Below are 19,598 nucleotides of genomic sequence, written 5' to 3'. Positions count from 1 at the left end.
ATGGCGGATCACCCGGACTGTGGCTGGAATCCCCTCGCAACCTGCCTGGATATGCCAACGCAACCGGCCATCCCGGCCCTTGTGCGATGCCTGTGATCTGAGGCTTATCGCATGTGCTTTTCTTGATACAAGCTCAGAGATCTCTTGCAATGACGTCACACCTGGCCACGACCAAGACATTGATCGCCTCGGACCGCCATCCTCTATTGCGCACATGGAAAGACCTTCCTATCGCCCGCAAACTGAGCATGGTCGGCATTTTGGCTCTGCTCGGCATGGCGATTCCTTTGCTGCTCTACACCCACACCCTCAACGAGAACGTGCAAGTCAGCCGCAATGAACTGCGCAGCTACGCGCCACTGCGGCAGATGTTGGGGTTGTTGGATGCGCTGCAAGCAGAACAGACCAGAAGCGGTACCGATGCGAACACAGCCGCGCAGAGCGCGGATCAGTCCTTGCGCGAACTGCAGCGCACCGTGCCCGAGATGGCAGGTTTCGAGCAAACGACCAAGGCACTGACGCTTCTGGGTCAAACGCTGCAAACGCAGCGCAACGATGCCATTGCCGTGTCCCAACAAGCGGCCGATGTCTTGGATGCCCTACGCGACGACAGCCAATTGGTCTATACGCCGTATGTGGAGAGCTACCACTTGGTGGTTGCCAGCTTGATCGATGCCCCCAATACCAGCGAGACGCTCACACGCCTGGATGCTCTGGAAGATCCGTCAAAGGCAAGCGGCAATGCCGCCTTATTACATGCACAGATCGGAGAACTCGAGCACGACCATGCACGCTTCCAACATGAACTGAAGAAAGCGATCGGCCTACTCGAACAGCCGAATCCGGCGCTCGCCGAGGCAGCGGCGAACGAAGCGCGCGTGGCAGAGCAGGCGTTACCCGAACTCAAGCAAGCGCTCAACAGCAAGGCCACCGATGTCGACCAACATTGGAACCAAGCCTTGCACGGCTGGGACGAAGCCTTGCAGGAGTTGAGCGTTACCTCCTTGCAAGCCTTACAACAACAATCGCAACGGCATCTGGATGCATCGCGTCGAGCGATGTGGAGCGCGATCACCGGGCTGGGCCTGCTGACCGTGTTGATTGCGGCGGTGGGGATACACACCCTGAGCACGTTGACGCGAAATGTGCGGCGCGCCGCAGCCGTAGCGGCAGATATCGCCAAAGGCCGCATGGACGCCGAGATCACAATTCCCAGCCGCGACGAAAGCGGACAACTGCTGGCCGACATGCAGCGCATGCAGCATCAGTTGCGCGAAGTTCTTGCCGCGCAGGCAGAAATGGCCAAGCGCCATGATGCCGGGCAAATCAGCTACCGCATGGACGAAAGTGCTTTCCCCGGCGATTACGGTCGCATGGTCCACGACACCAATGCGCTGGCCGCCTCGCATATCGCGGTCAAGATGCGCCTAGCTCAGATCATGGGCCGCTACGCTATCGGCGACCTGTCCGAAGACATGGACCGCCTCCCCGGCGAGAAGGCGGTCCTGACCGACACCATGGACACGGTCAAGCAGAACCTGACCGCCATGAACCAGGAGATCAAGCATCTGGCAGGCGCCGCGGCAGCTGGCGACTTCAGCGTGCGCGGCGAGGCCGAGCGCTTCCAGTACGACTTCCGTGCCATGGTCGAAAGCCTCAACCAACTGATGAGCACCGCCGACGGCAACCTGCAGGCGCTGTCCAAATTGCTGAAGGAGATCGCCGCCGGCAACCTCACCGCACGCATGCACGGCGATTTTCAGGGTGTGTTCGCCACCATGCGCGACGATGCCAATGCCACCACCGCACAGTTGGCAGGAATGGTCGGCCGCATCCAGAGCGCGGCGCTCAGCATCAACGCTGCCGCCAGCGAAATCGCCACCGGCAACGACGACCTCTCCAACCGCACCGAGCAGCAGGCAGCCAGCCTGGAGAAAACCGCTGCCTCGATGGAGGAGTTGACTTCCACAGTCAAGCAAAATGCGGAAAACGCACGGCAAGCCAACCAGTTGGCAGTCGGTGCCGCCTCGGTGGCCTCGCAGGGCGGCGTGGTGGTCGGCCAAGTGGTGCAGACCATGAGCGGCATCGAAACCTCGTCCAGGAGAATCGCAGACATTATCAGGGTCATAGACGGCATCGCCTTCCAGACCAATATCCTGGCCCTGAATGCGGCAGTGGAAGCAGCACGCGCGGGCGAACAAGGCCGCGGCTTCGCCGTGGTCGCAAGCGAAGTACGCACCCTGGCTCAGCGTTCGGCCAATGCCGCCAAGGAAATCAAGGGGTTAATCGACGACTCGGTCGGCCGCGTCGCCGAGGGCTCCTCGCTAGTCGAGCAAGCCGGCAAGACCATGCAGGAGATCGTCGCCTCGGTACAACGCGTCACCGACATCATGGGCGAAATTGCCGCCGCCTCGCAGGATCAATCTGCCGGCATCGAGCAGGTCAACCGGACAGTGACGCAGATGGACGAGAGCACGCAACAGAACGCATCCCTGGTCGAGGAAGCCACAGCCGCCGCACGCTCCATGGAAGAGCAGGCTGGGCAGCTGAGCCAGGCCGTGGCGCTGTTCAGGATTGAAGCGACTCCGGCTAGGCCGCCGATGCGTCCCGCCGTGGGAGCAGCGCACGCAACTTCGATGAAGGCCAGCACGGCCAATGTTGCGATTGTCGACACGCAATGGCGCGATTTTTGAGCACAATGCCGGTGAATTGATCCGAATCGGCTGCGGAACATTTCCGCGGTCGATCCCGTCCACGGCGTACAAAGGCTTTCTTCCGCAATTGGAGGCGCAGGAACGCCATTACTCGCCCACTCCCCCAGCGCGGCTCTGGAACACATCCAGGACATGCTGGTGCAGTTCATCACCGACATCGTGAGCGAAATTTCCGGCGCGTTGCAGCAACAGTCGGCTGGCTCAAGCAGACAATCGATTAGAAGACCAAGCAATCCAACAGCGCACCGCCCTCGGCGAGGAGGCCAGCGCCAGTACACGTGATGGAGGGCCAGACGGCCAACCTGGCATCGCCCGCAGCCTCCTTCATGTTCATGCCCCGCCCGCACGGCTCCGATAAAGCACTAGATCTACAAAAACACTAGACTCAGCCGATAACATGCCCATGGCAGCCGAAAAGGCGCCTCCCCCTTCTACTCCAGCACGCACTTCCCAACATGGCCGAAGGTATTTCCAGCGATGCACCGCCCCCGTCTTCACCGGAAGAGGAGGAAGCAGACGATCGCTTCATGCTCACCAACAAGCGGCAGATCCGCCAGTTGTTGCAGTCCTTGATCAACCAACGCTCCCAGGTCAGCGCACATCTCAGTGGCCGCGATCAGTCTTTCTCGACCGCACTGTTGGCCCTGGACGAGGACACCTTATTACTGGATCTCAGCGTCAACGATGCCTGCAACAACGCCGCCGAACAGGCCGAATACCTGCTGTGCTTCGCCCAGTTGGACAGAGTGCGTGTGCGTTTTCGCATCCAGGGGCAGGAACGGGGGGAGTTGGATGGCATCGGCGGCTTCCGCGCTGCATTGCCCGATTCGCTCTATTACCTGCAACGGCGCGAGCATTTCCGCCTCGAAACACCGGTGACCGAATCACCGATGTGCATCCTGCGCCTAGACGATGCCAACCCGCCAACCGAACTGTTACTGCGGGTGCTGGACATCAGCAACGGCGGCCTTGCGGTCGCGGTCGCGGTGGCCATTGCACCGGATCAACCGCTGCCGCAGTTGCAACAGAGCTACAAGGGCTGCGAATTGCAGTTACCCGACACCCCTCCGATCCGACTGACCCTGGAGATCTGCAATATGTATGCCTCCAAGCTGGCCAACGGACAGGAAACGCTACGGCTTGGGGTGCGTTTTGTCGACCTGCCCCGCGGCGCGGATGCGGCGATCCAACGTTATATTTTCCGGATCGAGCGCCAACGTAACGCCCGCAAGAGCGGCACGCTGCCCTGAATGCAAGGCAGCGCGCCGCTAAAGTTCTGCGGCACCACGCCGATCTACGGATAAGTCACGGTTTCCCTTCCCCGCCCACCGCAACTCCGTGCGCACCAGGAGCACACGATGAACGACAAAAATACCTCCAATTCCGGCGCCACAGGCGGCGAATTTCTCAGCTTCACCCTCGGTGAAGAGCACTACGGCGTCGATATTCTGAAAGTGCAAGAAATCCGCGGTTACGATTCGGTCACCCGGGTCCCGGATGCACCAGAGTACATCAAGGGCGTCATCAACCTGCGCGGCACCATCGTCCCGGTGATCGACCTGCGGCTTAAGCTACGACTCAAGGAAGCCCGTTACGACGCCTTCACGGTGATGATCGTGCTTAACGTCAAGGATCGCGTGGTCGGTATCGTCGTGGATAGCGTCTCGGACGTGATTCCACTGAACGAAGAACAGATCCGTCCTACTCCCGAGTTCGGTGCCGCGGTAGACACTCGCTTCATCTCCGGCATCGGTACCCAAGACGACCGTATGCTGATCCTGCTGGACATCGAAACCCTGCTGGACAGTGCCGAATTCGGCCAGCACATGCACATCGAGGAAGCCGCCTGACCCATCGAGCGGCGGTTCCATCCCTGACCTCACCTACTTCGACCCGCCGCAATGGCGGGTTTTCATTTGAAGTGCGAACTGCATATCACTTGAGTGAATCAAGTTCATAGAACAAATGCCGATAGCTGAAGGGTGGCTGACTCACATTCCCGTCACCTCACCCATCGTCCTCAAGGAGTCGTTCTATGAAATCGAACTTGCCACTGCTATTGGTCCTTCTACTGGCCGCCAGCCCCAGTGCATTCGCCCAATCTCAGCAGATGATCCCGCCGGAAATGGCAACCAAGTTCGTCGGCAAGGACGGCATGGTCTGCGGCAAGGTCGAGAAGGCCAAATATGCGCAGAATTCCGAGGGCGAGCCCACTTTCCTGTACATGGGCGGCATGTTTCCGCGTCACACCTTTTCCGCACGCATCGCCGGTGCCGACCGCAGCAAGTTCGGCTTCCCGCCAGAAAGCCTGGAAGGTAAGGATGTGTGCGTTATTGGCAAGATCGAACGCGACAGCTCGCGCGCGGAAATCCAGGTTAGCGCTCCCTCCAGCCTGAAGTTGGCGACCATCAAATAAGTATTGTGCACCGCCGGGCTGGAGCCTTTGGCCATCCAGCGCGGCGGCGTCGCTGTCTTTACCTTCGCCGTAGCTGTCAATACAAGGAAAACGCGCTAATGCAGTGGATAAAGAATCTCAAGCTGATGCCAAAATTGATGCTGGCCTTCGGCGTCGTACTTGTCCTGATGCTGGTTCAGGGTCTGACAGCCTACAGCGGTTTGAATTCGCTCAATCATGTAACCAAAAATCTTTCCAACACCGTGGTGCCCAGCGTGCGCATCGGCGGCGAAATGCGCGGCATCCTCGGCGATTACCGCAGCGCCGCGTACCAGAGTCTGATCCGCAGCAGCGATGCGGTAAAGAAAGAGTCCCAGGCGCGCAAGATCGCGCTGAAGAAGCAGATGGACGAGATTATCGCCAAGTATCCGAACAAGATTGGCACGACGCAGGAAAGAGCGGCCTATGAGCGTCTGGTGACGGACTGGAAAAAAGCGATCGTCTCCTATGGCTCCGTGGACGAAATGTTGCAGCTCGACCTGCGCGACGACGCGATCGACACCTTCACTAGCGAGACCCGCCTTCTGGACAATAAGGTGGTGGATGACCTGATCGCGTTGATCGCCGAGAACGACCGTCAATCCAAGGTCGCGGCCGACAATGCAAGCAGCACCTATGGCAAGGCCTCCGCGACGCTACTGGTGTGCTTGCTGATCGGCATCGGTAGCGCGGTCGCCCTGGCATTCCTGTTCGGAAAGCTGCTGGCCAACAGCGTACGCTGCGCAGTCAAAGTGGCTAACGCCGTCGCCGGGGGCAAGCTGGACGGAGATATCGACGTCAGCAGTCAGGACGAAGTCGGCGAACTGATGCAAGCACTCAAACGCATGCAGCAAGACCTGCGTGAGCGCATCGAGCACGATGCTGCGGCGTCGGCCGAGAACCTGCGTATCCGTACCGCCCTGGACAACTCATCCACCGGCATGTTCATCGCCGACCTGAACTACACCATCGTCTACGCCAACCCGTCGATGCAGAGCATCACCGACAAGTACGCCGATGACATCCGCTCGGTCGCGCCGGCTTTCGATTCCAGCCTGCCGCTGGTTGGCTCCCAGGTTTCGATGATTGAGTATGGCAACCAAATCGATCCCAGAACCGTTGCAGCGATCGAAAACAAAGGCGTGGTCGAGCGCGAAATGGCCTATGGCGATGCGCGCATCGCCCAGATCATCACCTCCATCCGCGATGTACATGGCAACCATATCGGCTACGTGTGCGAATCGCGCGATCGCACACTCGAGGCGCAGGTCGAACGAGAAGTAGCAAAGATCGTGCAGGCTGCCGGCGCCGGCGACCTGTCCGGGCGCGTCGTCATCGACGGAAAGCAGGGCTTCTTCTTGATGCTGGCAGAGCAATTGAATAGTCTGCTGCAGGCCAACGGCGACAGCATCGGCGAGGTGTCCAAACTGCTGACTGCACTATCGCACGGTGACCTGACCATACGCATGCAAGGCGAGTTCCACGGCGTGTTCGCCACGATGCGCGATGACGCCAATGCCACCGCCGAACAGTTGGCGAGCATCATCAGCCGCATCCAGCATGTGGCGAACGCGATCAACGCCGCCGCCGGCGAGATCGCCACCGGCAACAGCGATCTGTCGCGTCGTACCGAGCAACAGGCGTCGAATCTGGAAGAAACCGCCGCCTCGATGGAAGAGCTGACCTCCACCGTCAAGCAGAACGCCGAGCATGCACGTCAGGCCAATCAGTTGGCGGTCGGCGCTGCTTCGGTCGCGTCCCAAGGCGGCGAGGTGGTCGGACAGGTCGTGACCACGATGAGCGGCATTGAGACTTCCTCGAAGAAGATCGCCGACATCATCGGCGTCATCGACAGCATCGCCTTCCAGACCAATATCCTGGCGCTCAACGCCGCAGTGGAAGCAGCCAGAGCCGGCGAACAGGGGCGCGGATTCGCGGTCGTCGCCAGCGAAGTGCGTACGCTTGCACAGCGCTCAGCCAACGCCGCCAAGGAAATCAAGGGCCTGATCGACGCCTCGGTCAGCCAGGTCTCCAATGGTTCGGCGCTGGTGCGTCAAGCCGGGCAAACCATGAACGAGATCGTGTCTTCGGTGCAACGCGTGACCAACATCATGAGCGAGATCGCCTCCGCCTCGCAGGAACAGTCGGCCGGGATCGACCAGGTCAGCCAGACCGTCACCCAGATGGACGAGGCCACCCAGCAGAACGCGGCGCTGGTGGAAGAAGCAACGGCTGCCGCCCGCTCGATGGAAGAACAAGCAGGCCAACTGATCGAATCGGTCTCGATCTTCCGTGTGGCACCATCGGCGCCCGACATGCATCCCTCGTCCTCGCCACCGGTTGCAGGGACGCGTAAAAAAACGCCATCCCCAAAGAAGCCCCGGGCAACCGCGCCGAGCAAGCCAGCCGAGGTCGTGTACTCTCCGAAATCTGAACCGTCCACACCCGATTCAGACTAGCAAGCACGCTAATAACGGCGGCACCCGTCATCCTCACCCCGATCCCCGGCCTCGTGCCTGGGATCTTTTGCCATATTGCTTTAACGCATTCGCTACACACGACCGACATGCACCGCATACGTTGGAATGGACTCACAGGCGAAGCTGGCGAGCACTTCTGGCTTCAGGATCACCTCCAAAACACCTCATTTGGGACACAGCGTTCCTCATAATATGGCCCACTAGACTGCAATTGCCTCTGAAAGAGCGGCAGTGGGGGGCATTCGGATCGATACTAACCGGATGATGGATAACCGACTGCTTGAGAAACGTGTCAATTTTGCCGACTCGTGGCCGATATCTCCGTAGACCGACAACCGCTGAGACCTATGGCCACTCCGATCTCTGCTCCGCCACCCTCCGGTTCCGACAATCGCGACTTTGAATTCAGTGATCGGGATTTCAAGCGTGTCTGCGACCTGATCTACCAGAAAGCAGGCATTGCCTTGGCTCCAGCCAAGCGCGACATGGTGTATGGCCGGCTTTCGCGACGCTTGCGTACGCTAGGGCTGCGCTCGTTCCGCGACTACCTGGACTGGCTCGAGCGCGAAGGCGGCGATGAATGGGAAGCGTTCACCAATGCGCTGACCACCAACCTGACCTCGTTCTTCCGCGAACCGCACCATTTCGAACGGCTGAACGAGGAGCTCAAAAAGCATGCCGCTTCGGCACCGCTGAAAATCTGGTCCTGCGCCGCATCCACCGGCGAAGAGCCCTATTCATTAGCGATCACCGCCTGCGAGGCATTCGGAACGCTGACCCCACCGGTACGGATCCTGGCCACCGATGTGGACACCCAGGTGCTGGCGACCGCCTCGCGCGGCGTCTATGCGCTCGAGCGCATCGCCAGCCTGGACACGGCGATCAAGCGCAAGTATTTCCAACGCGGCAGCGGCGCCAACGAAGGCCAATGTCGGGTGATACCAGCACTGCGCGACCTGCTCGAATTCCGCCAATTGAACCTGCTTGAACCGCGCTACGACGTCGCAGGCCCGTATCTTGCTCTGTTTTGCCGCAACGTGATGATTTACTTCGACAAGCCGACTCAGCGCGGCATCTTGTCGCGGCTGACACCACATCTGGACGGCGAAGGCATGCTCTACACCGGCCATTCGGAGAACTATCTGCATGCGTCAGACCTGATCCAACCCTGCGGTCGCACCCTGTATCGCACCGTCAACAAGGCTCACACATGAGTACCGCCACCGTGTCTATGGACCAGGTGATGCGGTATCACGATACCCGCTTCAAGACGACGGCCGCCAAGCTATTGCCGACGCAATATCTCGTCGTGGACGATGACACTGCGCTGACAACCATCCTGGGATCCTGCGTCGCGGCGTGCATCCGCGACCCGTTGCTCAAGATCGGCGGTATGAACCACTTCATGCTGCCAGACGGCCAGAGCGGCGATGGTGCCCCGGCGCGTTACGGCAGCTACGCTATGGAAATGCTGATCAACGACCTGCTCAAGCGCGGTGCCGCCCGCAACCGGCTGGAAGCCAAGGTGTTCGGCGGTGGTAACGTGCTCAAGGGATTCACCAACAATCCGGTCGGTACCCGCAACTCGGATTTCGTGCTGAACTACCTCAAAGCCGAGCACATACCGGTGATCGCTGAGGATCTGCGCGGCATCCATCCGCGCAAGATATGGTTCTTTCCTGCCACCGGTCGCGTTGTCGTACAGCGTCTGCCACACGCGCACGAAGAAGCAGAAGTCGCCGCCGCCGAATCGGCCGTGCGTGCCCGTCTCGCCAAAGCTCCTGTCACCGGAGCCGTGGAGTTGTTCGAATGAATTTAGAAGCCCCTTGCCGTGTACTGATCGTCGACGACTCCGCCGTCGTGCGGCAAATCCTCACGGAGATTCTGTCGCGCGCACCTGGCATTGAAGTGGTCGGTTCGGCTGCCGATCCATTGCTGGCACGCGAAAAAATCAAACGTCTGAATCCGGACGTAATCACGCTGGACGTGGAAATGCCACGAATGGATGGGCTGGCATTCCTGGAAAACCTGATGCGGCTGCGGCCCACACCTGTGGTGATGATCTCCTCGCTCACCGAGCGCGGCGCCGACACCACACTGCAGGCGCTTGCCTTGGGCGCGGTGGACTTCGTCTCCAAACCCAAACTCGACGTGGCACGTGGCCTGGAAGAATATGCCGAGGAGATCATTGGCAAGGTCATAGCCGCGTCCAAAGCCAAGGTACGTGCGCTGGACCGCGCAGACATACTGAAACCAGCCGGCCCCGCGACGGTCGCGCCCACTGCCCTGTCCTCGCTGAAATTCCGGACCACCGACCGATTGATTGCCATTGGCGCATCCGCCGGTGGCACCGAAGCGCTGCGCGTGGTCCTGGAAGGCATGCCAGCCGATGCACCGGCCGTGGTGATGACCCAACACCTGCCTGCCGGCTTCAGCACCGCCTTCGCCGATCGCCTCAACCGGCATTCGGCCATGGCGGTGCGTGAAGCCAGCGAAGGCGAGGCGATTTTGCCCGGACACGCCTATTTGCCCCCCGGCGGCAAGCATCTGCAAGTGATCCGCGATGGTGCACGTTGGCGCTGCAAGATCGACGACGGCCCGCCGGTCAACCGCCACAAACCAGCGGTAGACGTGCTGTTCCAGTCGGTGGCGCGCAATGCTGGCGCCAATGCGATCGGCGCCATCCTGACCGGCATGGGCGACGATGGCGCACGCGGGCTACTCGAGATGCTGCAAGCCGGCGCCAGCACCCTGGTCCAGGACGAAGCCACCAGCGTAGTCTGGGGCATGCCTGGCACTGCCTTCCGACTTGGTGCTGCGCAGGAAGTGCTGCCATTGAACAAAATCGCAGAGCGCTTGATCGCACTGTCCGCACAGGCACGTTAGTACCATGCCGCACCGCCGCGTCACCAAACCGATCACGTCCGCCAGCAGCTCGGATGCGACGATCCAGACGCGTGTGGCGTCCAGCCAAGAGCTGGCACCGTTGAATTCCATGCAGCGCACGGCCGATGGCATCGTGGTCATCGACGCGCAATCGCGCATTGTCGCTTTCAACCACATTGCCGAAACTCTGTGGAACTTGCCTCAGGCGCAGGCGCTGGGCCGCGAAATCGGGGAATTGATCGACGAGGGAATTCGCGCCGATTTTCTTGCCAGTTGCCTACGCGATGGTAACGATTACAGGCTGCTTCTGCAAAGCGGCAAGGACGTGCAGCGTTGGATATCGATCAGCGCTTCGCCTGTGCCGCAGGAAGGTGGACCACTACAGGTACTGCAAGTGCGCGACATCAGCGCCGAGCGCGAGCGCGACACCAAGATGCGCTTGCTGTCACTGGCACTGGAACGTAGCGACAGCGCCATTATGCTGTGCGACAAAGACTTGCACATTCTTTATGTGAATGCCGGTTTCAGCCGCGTATTCGGCTACGACACAAAAGAAATCCTTGGAAAACTTCCCAGCGGAGTACTGCCGGGCCCAGGCAGTGATATGCAGGTGGTGTCGCAGACCCGCGAGCGCATGCGCGCTGGGTTCGGCCACCAGGTCGATTTGTTGGTCTATCGCAAGGACAGCACACCGTTGTGGATCACGATGGTGGCCAACCCGATCACCGAGGAAGACGGCTCTGTCCAGCACTACATGTTGTCCTTCACCGACATCACCCACAGCAAGATGCACGAAGTGCTGCACAAGAACGTGCTCGATGCGATGGTCCGCGAACAGCCACTGGTCGATGTCGCAACGCTGATCTGCCGGGAGTTCGAGCGCATCGCTCCGCAGCTATTGACCTCGATCTTCAGCGTGGACAGCAACAGCAATCTGCATCTACTGGTCGCACCGAGCATGCCCGAGCTATTACGGCAAAAGGTAGGAAACGTACCCATCGGCCCTAATGTCGGCGCTTCCGGCAGCGCGATCTGGCGCGGCAAACAGGTGATGGTCAAGGATGCACAGCGCGATGAGTTGTTCGCAGACTACCGCTCGCTGACAGAGGAATTGCATCTGGGTACCTGCGTAGCCACCCCGATCAAATCCAGCGGCGGGCGCGTGCTCGGTAGCTTTGCGCTGTACTATCGCGAGGTTTGCGAACCACTGCCCTGGCACATGCGCCTGATCGAACTGTGCGTACACCTGTGTGCGTTGGCGATGGAACGCGAACAGACCAAGGAACGCGTGCATCAGTTGGCTTTCTACGACGCGCTGACCAATCTGCCGAACCGGGTGATGTTCAGCGCACGCGCCGAACAGGCGCTGGCCGATGCCGAATACCATGGCTCCCCGGTCGCGATCCTGTTCGTGGATATCGACCGGTTCAAACGCGTCAACGAGACCCAGGGACATCACGCCGGCGACGGATTGCTGCGCGATATCGCGCAACGGCTGACCGAGGAAATGGGAGTGACCGACCTGCTCAGTCGTCAGTCCGGCGACGAATTCGTGATGATGTTGCCGCAATGCGGAGCTGAACAGGCCGCCGGCACCGCCGAACGCCTACTGCTGGCACTGGCCGAGCCGGTGGTGGTCGGCCATGTCACCCTGCATCCGAGTGCAAGCATCGGCGTGGCGATGTTTCCCGAGGACGGCGACGACATCGAAACACTGTTGCGCCACGCCGATCTAGCCATGTACCGAGCCAAGGACGAAGGCGGCGGCAGCTTCCGCTATTTCAGCTCCGACATGAACCGCATGGCGCAAGAACGCGTGGCGTTGGAGACCGCGCTGCGCGACGCCTTGCATCAGAACGAACTGCAACTGCATTACCAACCGCAGGTATTCAGCCAAGCACCGCATGCGCTGTATGGGGTGGAAGCACTGTTGCGCTGGGAACATCCCAATCTCGGCAATATCTCGCCGGCACGGTTCGTGCCGATGGCAGAGGAATGCGGGCTGATCGAGGAACTCGGCCAATGGGCGTTGCGCGAAGCCTGCCGTCAGATGGCCGACTGGCGTCTGCGCGGGATTCCAGTGCCGCGCGTGGCGGTGAACCTATCCGCCAATAATTTCGCCGAACCGCAATTACCCGCGCGAGTAGAGCAGATGCTGAGCGCCTATGGCCTGGTCGCCGACGATCTGGCCTTGGAAATGACCGAAAGCGTCATGCTGTCCAACACCGCCGCGGTACTGGACAATCTGCGGCAATTGCAAAGCAGCGGCGTATTACTATCGCTGGACGATTTCGGCACGGGTTATTCCAGCCTCAGCCATCTGCACCAATTGCCGATTAACGAACTCAAGCTGGATATGAGCTTCGTCCGCGACTTGGAGCACAGCCCGACCTCCCGTGCCCTGACCACCTCGGTGTTGCGCATCGGCGAAACCTTGGGCATGCACACCGTGGCCGAGGGCGTGGAGACCGACGCGCAGCGCAGCCTGCTGGCGGAACTGGGCTGTGGCGTGCTGCAAGGCTTCCTATTCTCGCGTGCGCTGCCCGCAAGCGCACTGGAACAGTGGTTACAGGCTCAACCTCGCACACCGACGCAATAAGCGCAGTCGCGTCGAACTTCGCCATGAGTCTGGCGGGGTACACGACAAGGCGTCACGCCTCGATAGCCGAACGCACCAGTCACGCACTTACCCGTATTCCGGCTTACGAAAAAGCCCGGCATTGCCGGGCTCTTTCGCTAACGCACGACAGCACGTTGTCTCAGGCGGTGACCGTATCGGCCACGTCCTGATAGTCCTGGATCTGATCGAAGTTCATGTAGCGATAGATCTGCTCACCACTGGTCTTGATCACCCCGACATCGGCCATGTATTCCTGCTTTGTCGGAATGCGGCCCAGGCGCGAGCAGATCGCCGCCAGCTCCGCCGAGCCGAGGTACACGTTGGTGTTACGGCCAAGACGGTTGGGGAAATTGCGGGTGGAGGTGGAGAACACGGTCGCCCCTTCGCGCGCCTGTGCCTGGTTGCCCATGCACAGCGAACACCCCGGCATTTCCATGCGCGCACCGGCGGCGCCAAAAGTGCCGTAGTGGCCTTCCTTGGTCAGCTCGGAAGCATCCATCTTGGTCGGCGGCGCAACCCACAGACGGGTCGGGATATCGCGCTTGCCTTCCAGCAACTTGGCCGCCGCACGGAAATGGCCGATGTTGGTCATGCACGAGCCGATGAACACCTCGTCGATAGCCGCGCCAGCAACCTCGGACAGGGTCTTCACGTCGTCCGGATCGTTCGGGCAGGCCACGATCGGCTCGTGGATGTCGGCCAGATCGATCTCGATCACCGCCGCGTACTCGGCATCGGCGTCGGGTTCGAGCAGCTGCGGGTCGGCCAGCCATTCCTGCATCTTCTTGATGCGGCGCGCCAGCGAACGCGCATCGGCGTAGCCCTCGGCGATCATCCACTTCAGCAAGGTGATGTTGCTGGTCAGGTACTCGACGATCGGTTCCTTGTTCAACCGCACCGTGCAACCGGCGGCCGAACGCTCGGCGGAGGCGTCGGACAATTCGAACGCCTGCTCCACCTTCAGCTCCGGCAGGCCCTCGATCTCCAGAATACGACCGGAAAAGATGTTCTTCTTGCCCTGCTTGGCCACGGTCAGCAAGCCCTGCTTGATCGCGTACAGCGGGATCGCGTTGACCAGATCGCGCAGGGTCACGCCCGGCTGCATCTGCCCCTTGAAGCGCACCAGTACGCTCTCGGGCATGTCCAGCGGCATCACGCCGGTGGCCGCGGCGAACGCCACCAGGCCGGAGCCGGCCGGGAACGAGATACCGATCGGGAAGCGGGTGTGCGAATCGCCACCGGTGCCGACGGTGTCGGGCAGCAGCATGCGGTTGAGCCAGCTATGGATCACGCCGTCGCCCGGGCGCAGCGACACGCCGCCACGGGTGGAGATGAACTCCGGCAAGGTGTGGTGGGTCTTGACATCCACCGACTTCGGATACGCCGCAGTGTGGCAGAACGACTGCATCACCAAATCGGCGGAGAAACCCAGACAGGCCAGATCCTTCAACTCGTCGCGGGTCATCGGGCCGGTGGTGTCCTGCGAGCCCACCGAGGTCATCTTCGGCTCGCAATAGGTGCCGGGACGCATGCCCTGCCCGTCCGGCAGGCCGCAGGCGCGGCCGACCATCTTCTGCGCCAGGGAGAAGCCCTTGCCGGTGTCCGGCGGATCCATCGGCAGGCGGAACAGCTCCGACGGCGGCAGGCCGAGGAACTCGCGCGCCTTGGCGGTCAGGCCGCGACCAACGATCAGCGGAATGCGGCCACCAGCGCGCACTTCGTCGAACAGCACGTCCGACTTCATCGCGAACTCGGCGATCACCTGCCCGTTCTTCAGCGCTTTGCCATCGTAGGGGCGAAGTTCGACTACGTCGCCGTGCTCCATCTGCGACACGTCCAGTTCGATCGGCAGCGCGCCAGCGTCTTCCATGGTGTTGTAGAAGATCGGCGCGATCTTCGACCCCAGGCACACGCCACCGAAACGCTTGTTGGGGATGTACGGGATATCCTCGCCGGTCCACCACAGCACCGAGTTGGTTGCCGACTTGCGCGAAGAACCGGTACCGACCACATCGCCAACATAGGCAACCAAATGGCCCTTGGCCTTGAGATCGGCAATGGCCTGGATCGGGCCGCGCTTGCCGTCTTCTTCCGGCTCGAAGGGTGCGCCGTCGCGCTTGTTCTTCAACATCGCCAGCGCGTGCAGCGGGATGTCCGGGCGCGTGGTGGCGTCCGGCGCCGGCGACAAATCATCGGTATTGGTCTCGCCGGGCACCTTGAACACGGTGATGGTGAGGCTGCGCGGCACTTCCGGCTTGCTGGTGAACCACTCGCCCTGCGCCCAACTCTGCAGCACCGCCTTGGCGTGCGGGTTACCGGCCTCGGCTTTTTCCTGCACATCGTGGAAGGCGTCGAAGATCAGCAAGGTGTGCTTGAGACCTGCCGCTGCCGTCGCGCCCAGTTCCGGGTTGTCCAGCAGTTCGATCAACGGATGGACGTTGTAACCGCCCAGCATGGTGCCCAGCAGCTCGGTCGCGCGGGCCGGCGAAATCAGCGGGGTCTTCTCGGTGCCAAAGGCAACCGCGGCCAGATACGAGGCCTTGACCTTGGCGGCATCGTCGACGCCAGCAGGCACACGCTGGCTCAACAGTTCGACCAGAAACTGCTCTTCGCCAGCAGGTGGATGCTTCAACAATTCGATGACTTGCGCGGTCTGCGTCGCGCTCAGCGGCAACGGTGGGATACCGAGCGCGGCGCGCTCTGCGACGTGGTGGCGATAGGCTTCCAACATGCGGGTTCTCCGGGATTAAAGACAGATGATGAGCAGGCGGTGGTGCGGAATCAGGCCGCAGGTCTGGGGACGATGATCTTCAGACCTTTGAAGTAGTCGCGGAAAAAGCCATCGTCGCGGGTAATCAAGGCATCGCACTGGAGCATGGCATGGGCGCCGATCAGGAAGTCGGCCACCACCCGTTCGCGCTGACCACCGCGGGCACGAAACCGGCGCTGCATCTCGCCGGCGCGCAACGCCGACTTCGATTCCAGGGCATTGAAACGGATGCTCATCTCTTCCAGCACCGACAGCGCCTCGGCGCCATCGCGCAGCGCCGCGCAGACCTCGGCCAGGACGATACCGCAAACCACCACCGGGCCGGTGCTCAGGCACTGGCGCAGACAGGCTTCGGCCGCATCGGCCTGCGGGCTGTCGGCCAGCAGATCCACCAGCACCGAGGAGTCGATCGCGATCACGCCGTGGCGTCCGACTCGAACGGATCGCCAGGCGCACGGCCACGGATCGCCCGCATCGCCTCATCGGTGCTGGCGAAGCCATCGAGCTTGAAGCGGCCACGCGCACGCGAGATCGCATCGTCCACGCTCTTGCGCAGGATGATGCGGCCACCGTCCAACTCCACTTTCAGCACCGTGCCCTTGCTCAAGCCCAAGGCATCGCGCACGGCTTTGGGCAAGGTGATCTGTCCACGCTCGGCGACGATGGCTTCCATGGCGAACCCCATTTCAGATATGTACAAACTATACATACTAAATTACACATACTCAAACCCGTAGACGATCCCCGACCGCAGCCCAACGTTTACACTGAATCGGTCAGACTGCGGCACGTCCCTACAGCCTCGATGCCATAGGAGTTCGATCATGCACGACACCTTTTCCACCAGCGCCTCGTTGGAGGTTAACGGCAAGCGCTACACATACTTCAGCCTGTCGCGGCTGGGCCAGCGCTTCGACATCGCCCGCCTACCCTACTCGCTGAAGATCCTGCTGGAGAACCTACTACGCCACGAGGACGGCGGCGCGACCGTGAGCAAGGAACACATCGAAGCGGTGGCGCGCTGGAATCCCACCGCCGAGCCGGACACCGAGATCGCGTTCATGCCGGCGCGCGTGGTGTTGCAGGACTTCACCGGCGTACCCTGCGTGGTGGACCTGGCGGCGATGCGCGACGCCGTGGTCAAACTGGGCGGGCGGCCCGAACAGATCAACCCGCTGATTCCCTCCGAACTGGTGATCGATCACTCCGTGCAGGTCGATGTGTTCGGCAAACCCGACGCGCTCGATCTCAACGGTAAGATCGAGTTCCAGCGCAACAAGGAACGTTACGGCTTCCTGCGCTGGGGCCAGAAAGCGTTCGACAACTTCAAAGTGGTGCCACCGAACACCGGCATCGTGCATCAAGTCAATCTCGAACACCTGGCGCGGGTGGTGATGACCGGCGAACGCGACGGCGAAGCGATCGCCTATCCTGACACCGTGTTCGGCACCGACAGCCACACCACCATGATCAACGGCATCGGCGTGCTCGGCTGGGGCGTAGGCGGCATCGAAGCCGAAGCGGCGATGCTCGGCCAGCCCTCCTCGATGCTGATTCCGCAGGTGGTGGGCTTCAAACTCACCGGCAAGCTGCCCGAAGGCGCCACCGCCACCGACCTGGTGCTCACGGTGACGCAGATGCTGCGCAAGCATGGCGTGGTCGGCAAATTCGTCGAATTCTTCGGCGATGGCCTGCAGCACCTGCCGCTGGCCGACCGCGCCACCATCGGCAACATGGCCCCCGAATACGGCGCCACCTGCGGCATCTTCCCGATCGACGCCGAATCGCTGACCTACCTGCGCCTGTCCGGGCGCAATGCCGAGCAGATCGCACTCGTCGAAGCCTACGCCAAAGCGCAGGGCCTATGGCACGACGCCGACAGCCCGCATGCCAGCTATAGCGCTACGCTAGAACTGGACATGGGCCAGGTCAAACCCTCGCTGGCAGGCCCCAAGCGACCGCAGGACCGGGTGCTATTGGAAGACATGCAGCGCAACTTCCGCGATAGCCTCGTGCCGTTCGCCGATGCGCGCGCCAAGCGCCGCAGCGACGCCGTGCAGGAAGACCGGCTCAAGAACGAAGGCGGCGGTGGCACCGCAGTCGGGGCCCAAGCGGCGCAGGCACACAGTGCCGATGCCAGCGGCACGGACAGGCAGCTGCGCGACGGTTCGGTGGTGATCGCCGCGATCACCTCCTGCACCAACACTTCCAACCCGGCGGTGATGCTCGGCGCCGGTCTGCTCGCGCGCAATGCCGTGGCCAAAGGGCTGAAGGCACAGCCCTGGGTCAAGACCTCGCTCGGCCCAGGCTCGCTGGTGGTCACCGACTATCTGAAAAAAGCAGGCGTCATGCACGACCTGGAGAAGCTCGGCTTCTACGTGGTCGGCTACGGCTGTACCACCTGCATCGGCAACTCCGGGCCGCTGCCGGAGGACGTGTCGGCGGCCATCGCCAAGGACGACCTGGTCGTGACCTCGGTGCTGTCGGGCAACCGCAACTTCGAAGGCCGCGTGCACCCGGAAGTGAAGATGAACTATCTGGCCTCGCCGCCACTGGTGGTCGCCTACGCCATCGCCGGCACCACCGACATCGACCTCACCCGCGACCCCCTGGGCACCGGCAGCGACGGCCAGCCGGTCTACCTGCGCGACATCTGGCCGAGCAACAAGGCGATCGGCGACACCATCGCCGCCACCGTCGGCCCGGAGATGTTCAAGCAGAACTATGCCGACGTATTCAAAGGCGACAGCCGCTGGAACACCATCGCCTCGCCCGACGGCGAGCTGTACGCCTGGGACGACGCCTCCACCTACATCAAGAACCCGCCCTACTTCGACGGCATGACCATGCAGATCGGCCGCATCGAGGACGTGCATGGCGCGCGCATCCTCGCGCTGTTCGGCGACTCGATCACCACCGACCACATTTCTCCAGCCGGCAACATCAAGAAAGATTCGCCAGCAGGCCGCTTCCTACAGGAGCGTGGCGTGCAACCGGCGGACTTCAACAGCTACGGCAGCCGCCGCGGCAACGACGAGGTGATGGTCCGCGGCACCTTCGCCAACATCCGTATCAAGAACCTGATGTTCGGCGGAGAAGAAGGCGGCAACACCCTGTACCACCCGCCCGGTGGCGGACAGCCGCAGAAACAATCGATCTACGACGCAGCGATGCAGTACAAGGCCGATGGCGTGCCGCTGGTGGTGATCGGCGGCAAAGAATACGGCACCGGCTCCTCGCGCGACTGGGCGGCCAAAGGCACCCACCTGCTCGGGGTCAAGGCGGTGATCGCCGAGAGCTTCGAGCGTATCCACCGTTCCAATCTGGTCGGCATGGGCGTACTGCCGCTGCAGTTCCTGGATGGACAGAACACGCAAACGCTGGGCCTTGATGGCTCGGAGATCCTGCACATCACTGGCCTGCAGGACGGCGGCAGCAAGCGCGCAAGCGTCACCGCAACCAGCGCCGACGGCCGCTCGCAGAGCTTCGAGGTGGCGGTGATGCTGCTGACCCCGAAGGAAATCGAATACTTCCGCCACGGCGGTCTTTTGCAGTACGTGCTAAGGCAACTTGCCGGTCGCTGATCCTCATCGGATCGGGCACGCTCCACGGCAGCCAGAAGAGGGCGGATCCAGCGCCAATCCACTCTCATGCGTTTTTACGCTTTGGACGGTGTTGCGCAACGCGTTATGGC

13 protein-coding genes are annotated in these 19,598 nt (G+C 61.5%); 10 read left to right on the top strand and 3 right to left on the bottom strand.

Annotated features, from left to right (window positions below):
- Positions 1-149 precede the first annotated feature (149 nt).
- The 9 genes from XaFJ1_RS06475 to XaFJ1_RS06435 all read left to right on the top strand — a co-directional run bounded on the left by XaFJ1_RS06475 (position 150) and on the right by XaFJ1_RS06435 (position 13,113).
- Positions 150-2,693, top strand: coding sequence for a methyl-accepting chemotaxis protein (locus XaFJ1_RS06475; protein ID WP_012915872.1), 2,544 nt, complete (start codon positions 150-152; stop codon positions 2,691-2,693).
- 476 nt (positions 2,694-3,169) lie between these two features.
- Positions 3,170-3,964 (top strand): flagellar brake protein, encoded by a 795-nt coding sequence (locus XaFJ1_RS06470; RefSeq protein WP_012915871.1) that lies wholly within the window; start codon positions 3,170-3,172, stop codon positions 3,962-3,964.
- A gap of 108 nt (positions 3,965-4,072) precedes the next feature.
- The gene (locus tag XaFJ1_RS06465) at positions 4,073-4,564 is read left to right on the top strand and encodes a chemotaxis protein CheW (RefSeq protein ID WP_012915870.1); all 492 of its coding nucleotides are present in this window, start codon (positions 4,073-4,075) and stop codon (positions 4,562-4,564) included.
- Positions 4,565-4,749: 185 nt separating this feature from the next.
- On the top strand, positions 4,750-5,130 hold the full coding sequence (locus XaFJ1_RS06460) for a hypothetical protein (protein ID WP_012915869.1): 381 nt from the start codon (positions 4,750-4,752) through the stop codon (positions 5,128-5,130).
- 98 nt (positions 5,131-5,228) lie between these two features.
- Positions 5,229-7,607, top strand: coding sequence for a methyl-accepting chemotaxis protein (locus XaFJ1_RS06455; RefSeq protein ID WP_012915868.1), 2,379 nt, complete (start codon positions 5,229-5,231; stop codon positions 7,605-7,607).
- Between the two features lie 368 nt (positions 7,608-7,975).
- Positions 7,976-8,842 (top strand): CheR family methyltransferase, encoded by an 867-nt coding sequence (locus XaFJ1_RS06450; protein ID WP_012915867.1) that lies wholly within the window; start codon positions 7,976-7,978, stop codon positions 8,840-8,842.
- A complete protein-coding gene (gene cheD, locus XaFJ1_RS06445; protein ID WP_012915866.1) occupies positions 8,839-9,441 on the top strand; it encodes a chemoreceptor glutamine deamidase CheD in 603 nt (200 codons plus the stop codon). The genes XaFJ1_RS06450 and cheD overlap by 4 nt, the downstream gene beginning before the upstream one ends.
- The gene (locus XaFJ1_RS06440; protein WP_012915865.1) at positions 9,438-10,514 is read left to right on the top strand and encodes a protein-glutamate methylesterase/protein-glutamine glutaminase; all 1,077 of its coding nucleotides are present in this window, start codon (positions 9,438-9,440) and stop codon (positions 10,512-10,514) included. The genes cheD and XaFJ1_RS06440 overlap by 4 nt, the downstream gene beginning before the upstream one ends.
- Before the next feature lie 4 nt (positions 10,515-10,518).
- Positions 10,519-13,113 carry an EAL domain-containing protein gene (locus XaFJ1_RS06435; RefSeq protein ID WP_012915864.1) on the top strand — a complete coding sequence of 865 codons (2,595 nt, stop codon included), beginning with the start codon at positions 10,519-10,521 and terminating at the stop codon, positions 13,111-13,113.
- A 160-nt stretch (positions 13,114-13,273) separates the two neighbouring features.
- On the opposite strand, the gene acnB is transcribed toward XaFJ1_RS06435, so the two are convergent.
- From acnB to XaFJ1_RS06420, 3 genes are read right to left on the bottom strand one after another with little or no spacing between them, the layout of a single operon-like run.
- Positions 13,274-15,865 (bottom strand): bifunctional aconitate hydratase 2/2-methylisocitrate dehydratase, encoded by a 2,592-nt coding sequence (gene acnB / locus XaFJ1_RS06430; RefSeq protein ID WP_012915863.1) that lies wholly within the window; start codon positions 15,863-15,865, stop codon positions 13,274-13,276.
- A 50-nt stretch (positions 15,866-15,915) separates the two neighbouring features.
- A complete protein-coding gene (locus tag XaFJ1_RS06425; protein WP_012915862.1) occupies positions 15,916-16,323 on the bottom strand; it encodes a type II toxin-antitoxin system VapC family toxin in 408 nt (135 codons plus the stop codon).
- Positions 16,320-16,577, bottom strand: a complete 258-nt coding sequence (locus XaFJ1_RS06420) for an AbrB/MazE/SpoVT family DNA-binding domain-containing protein (protein ID WP_012915861.1) — start codon at positions 16,575-16,577, stop codon at positions 16,320-16,322. The genes XaFJ1_RS06425 and XaFJ1_RS06420 overlap by 4 nt, the downstream gene beginning before the upstream one ends.
- 151 nt (positions 16,578-16,728) lie before the next feature.
- On the opposite strand from XaFJ1_RS06420, the gene acnA reads away from it, so the two are divergent.
- Positions 16,729-19,488: an aconitate hydratase AcnA gene (acnA, locus tag XaFJ1_RS06415; RefSeq protein WP_012915860.1), complete on the top strand. Its 2,760-nt coding sequence runs from the start codon at positions 16,729-16,731 to the stop codon at positions 19,486-19,488.
- Positions 19,489-19,598: the final 110 nt, after the last annotated feature.

Source organism: Xanthomonas albilineans, assembly GCF_009931595.1.
GTDB lineage: Bacteria > Pseudomonadota > Gammaproteobacteria > Xanthomonadales > Xanthomonadaceae > Xanthomonas_A > Xanthomonas_A albilineans.
The sequence above is the reverse complement of the archived record's forward strand: the minus strand, read 5'-3'. Positions and strand labels throughout refer to the sequence as shown.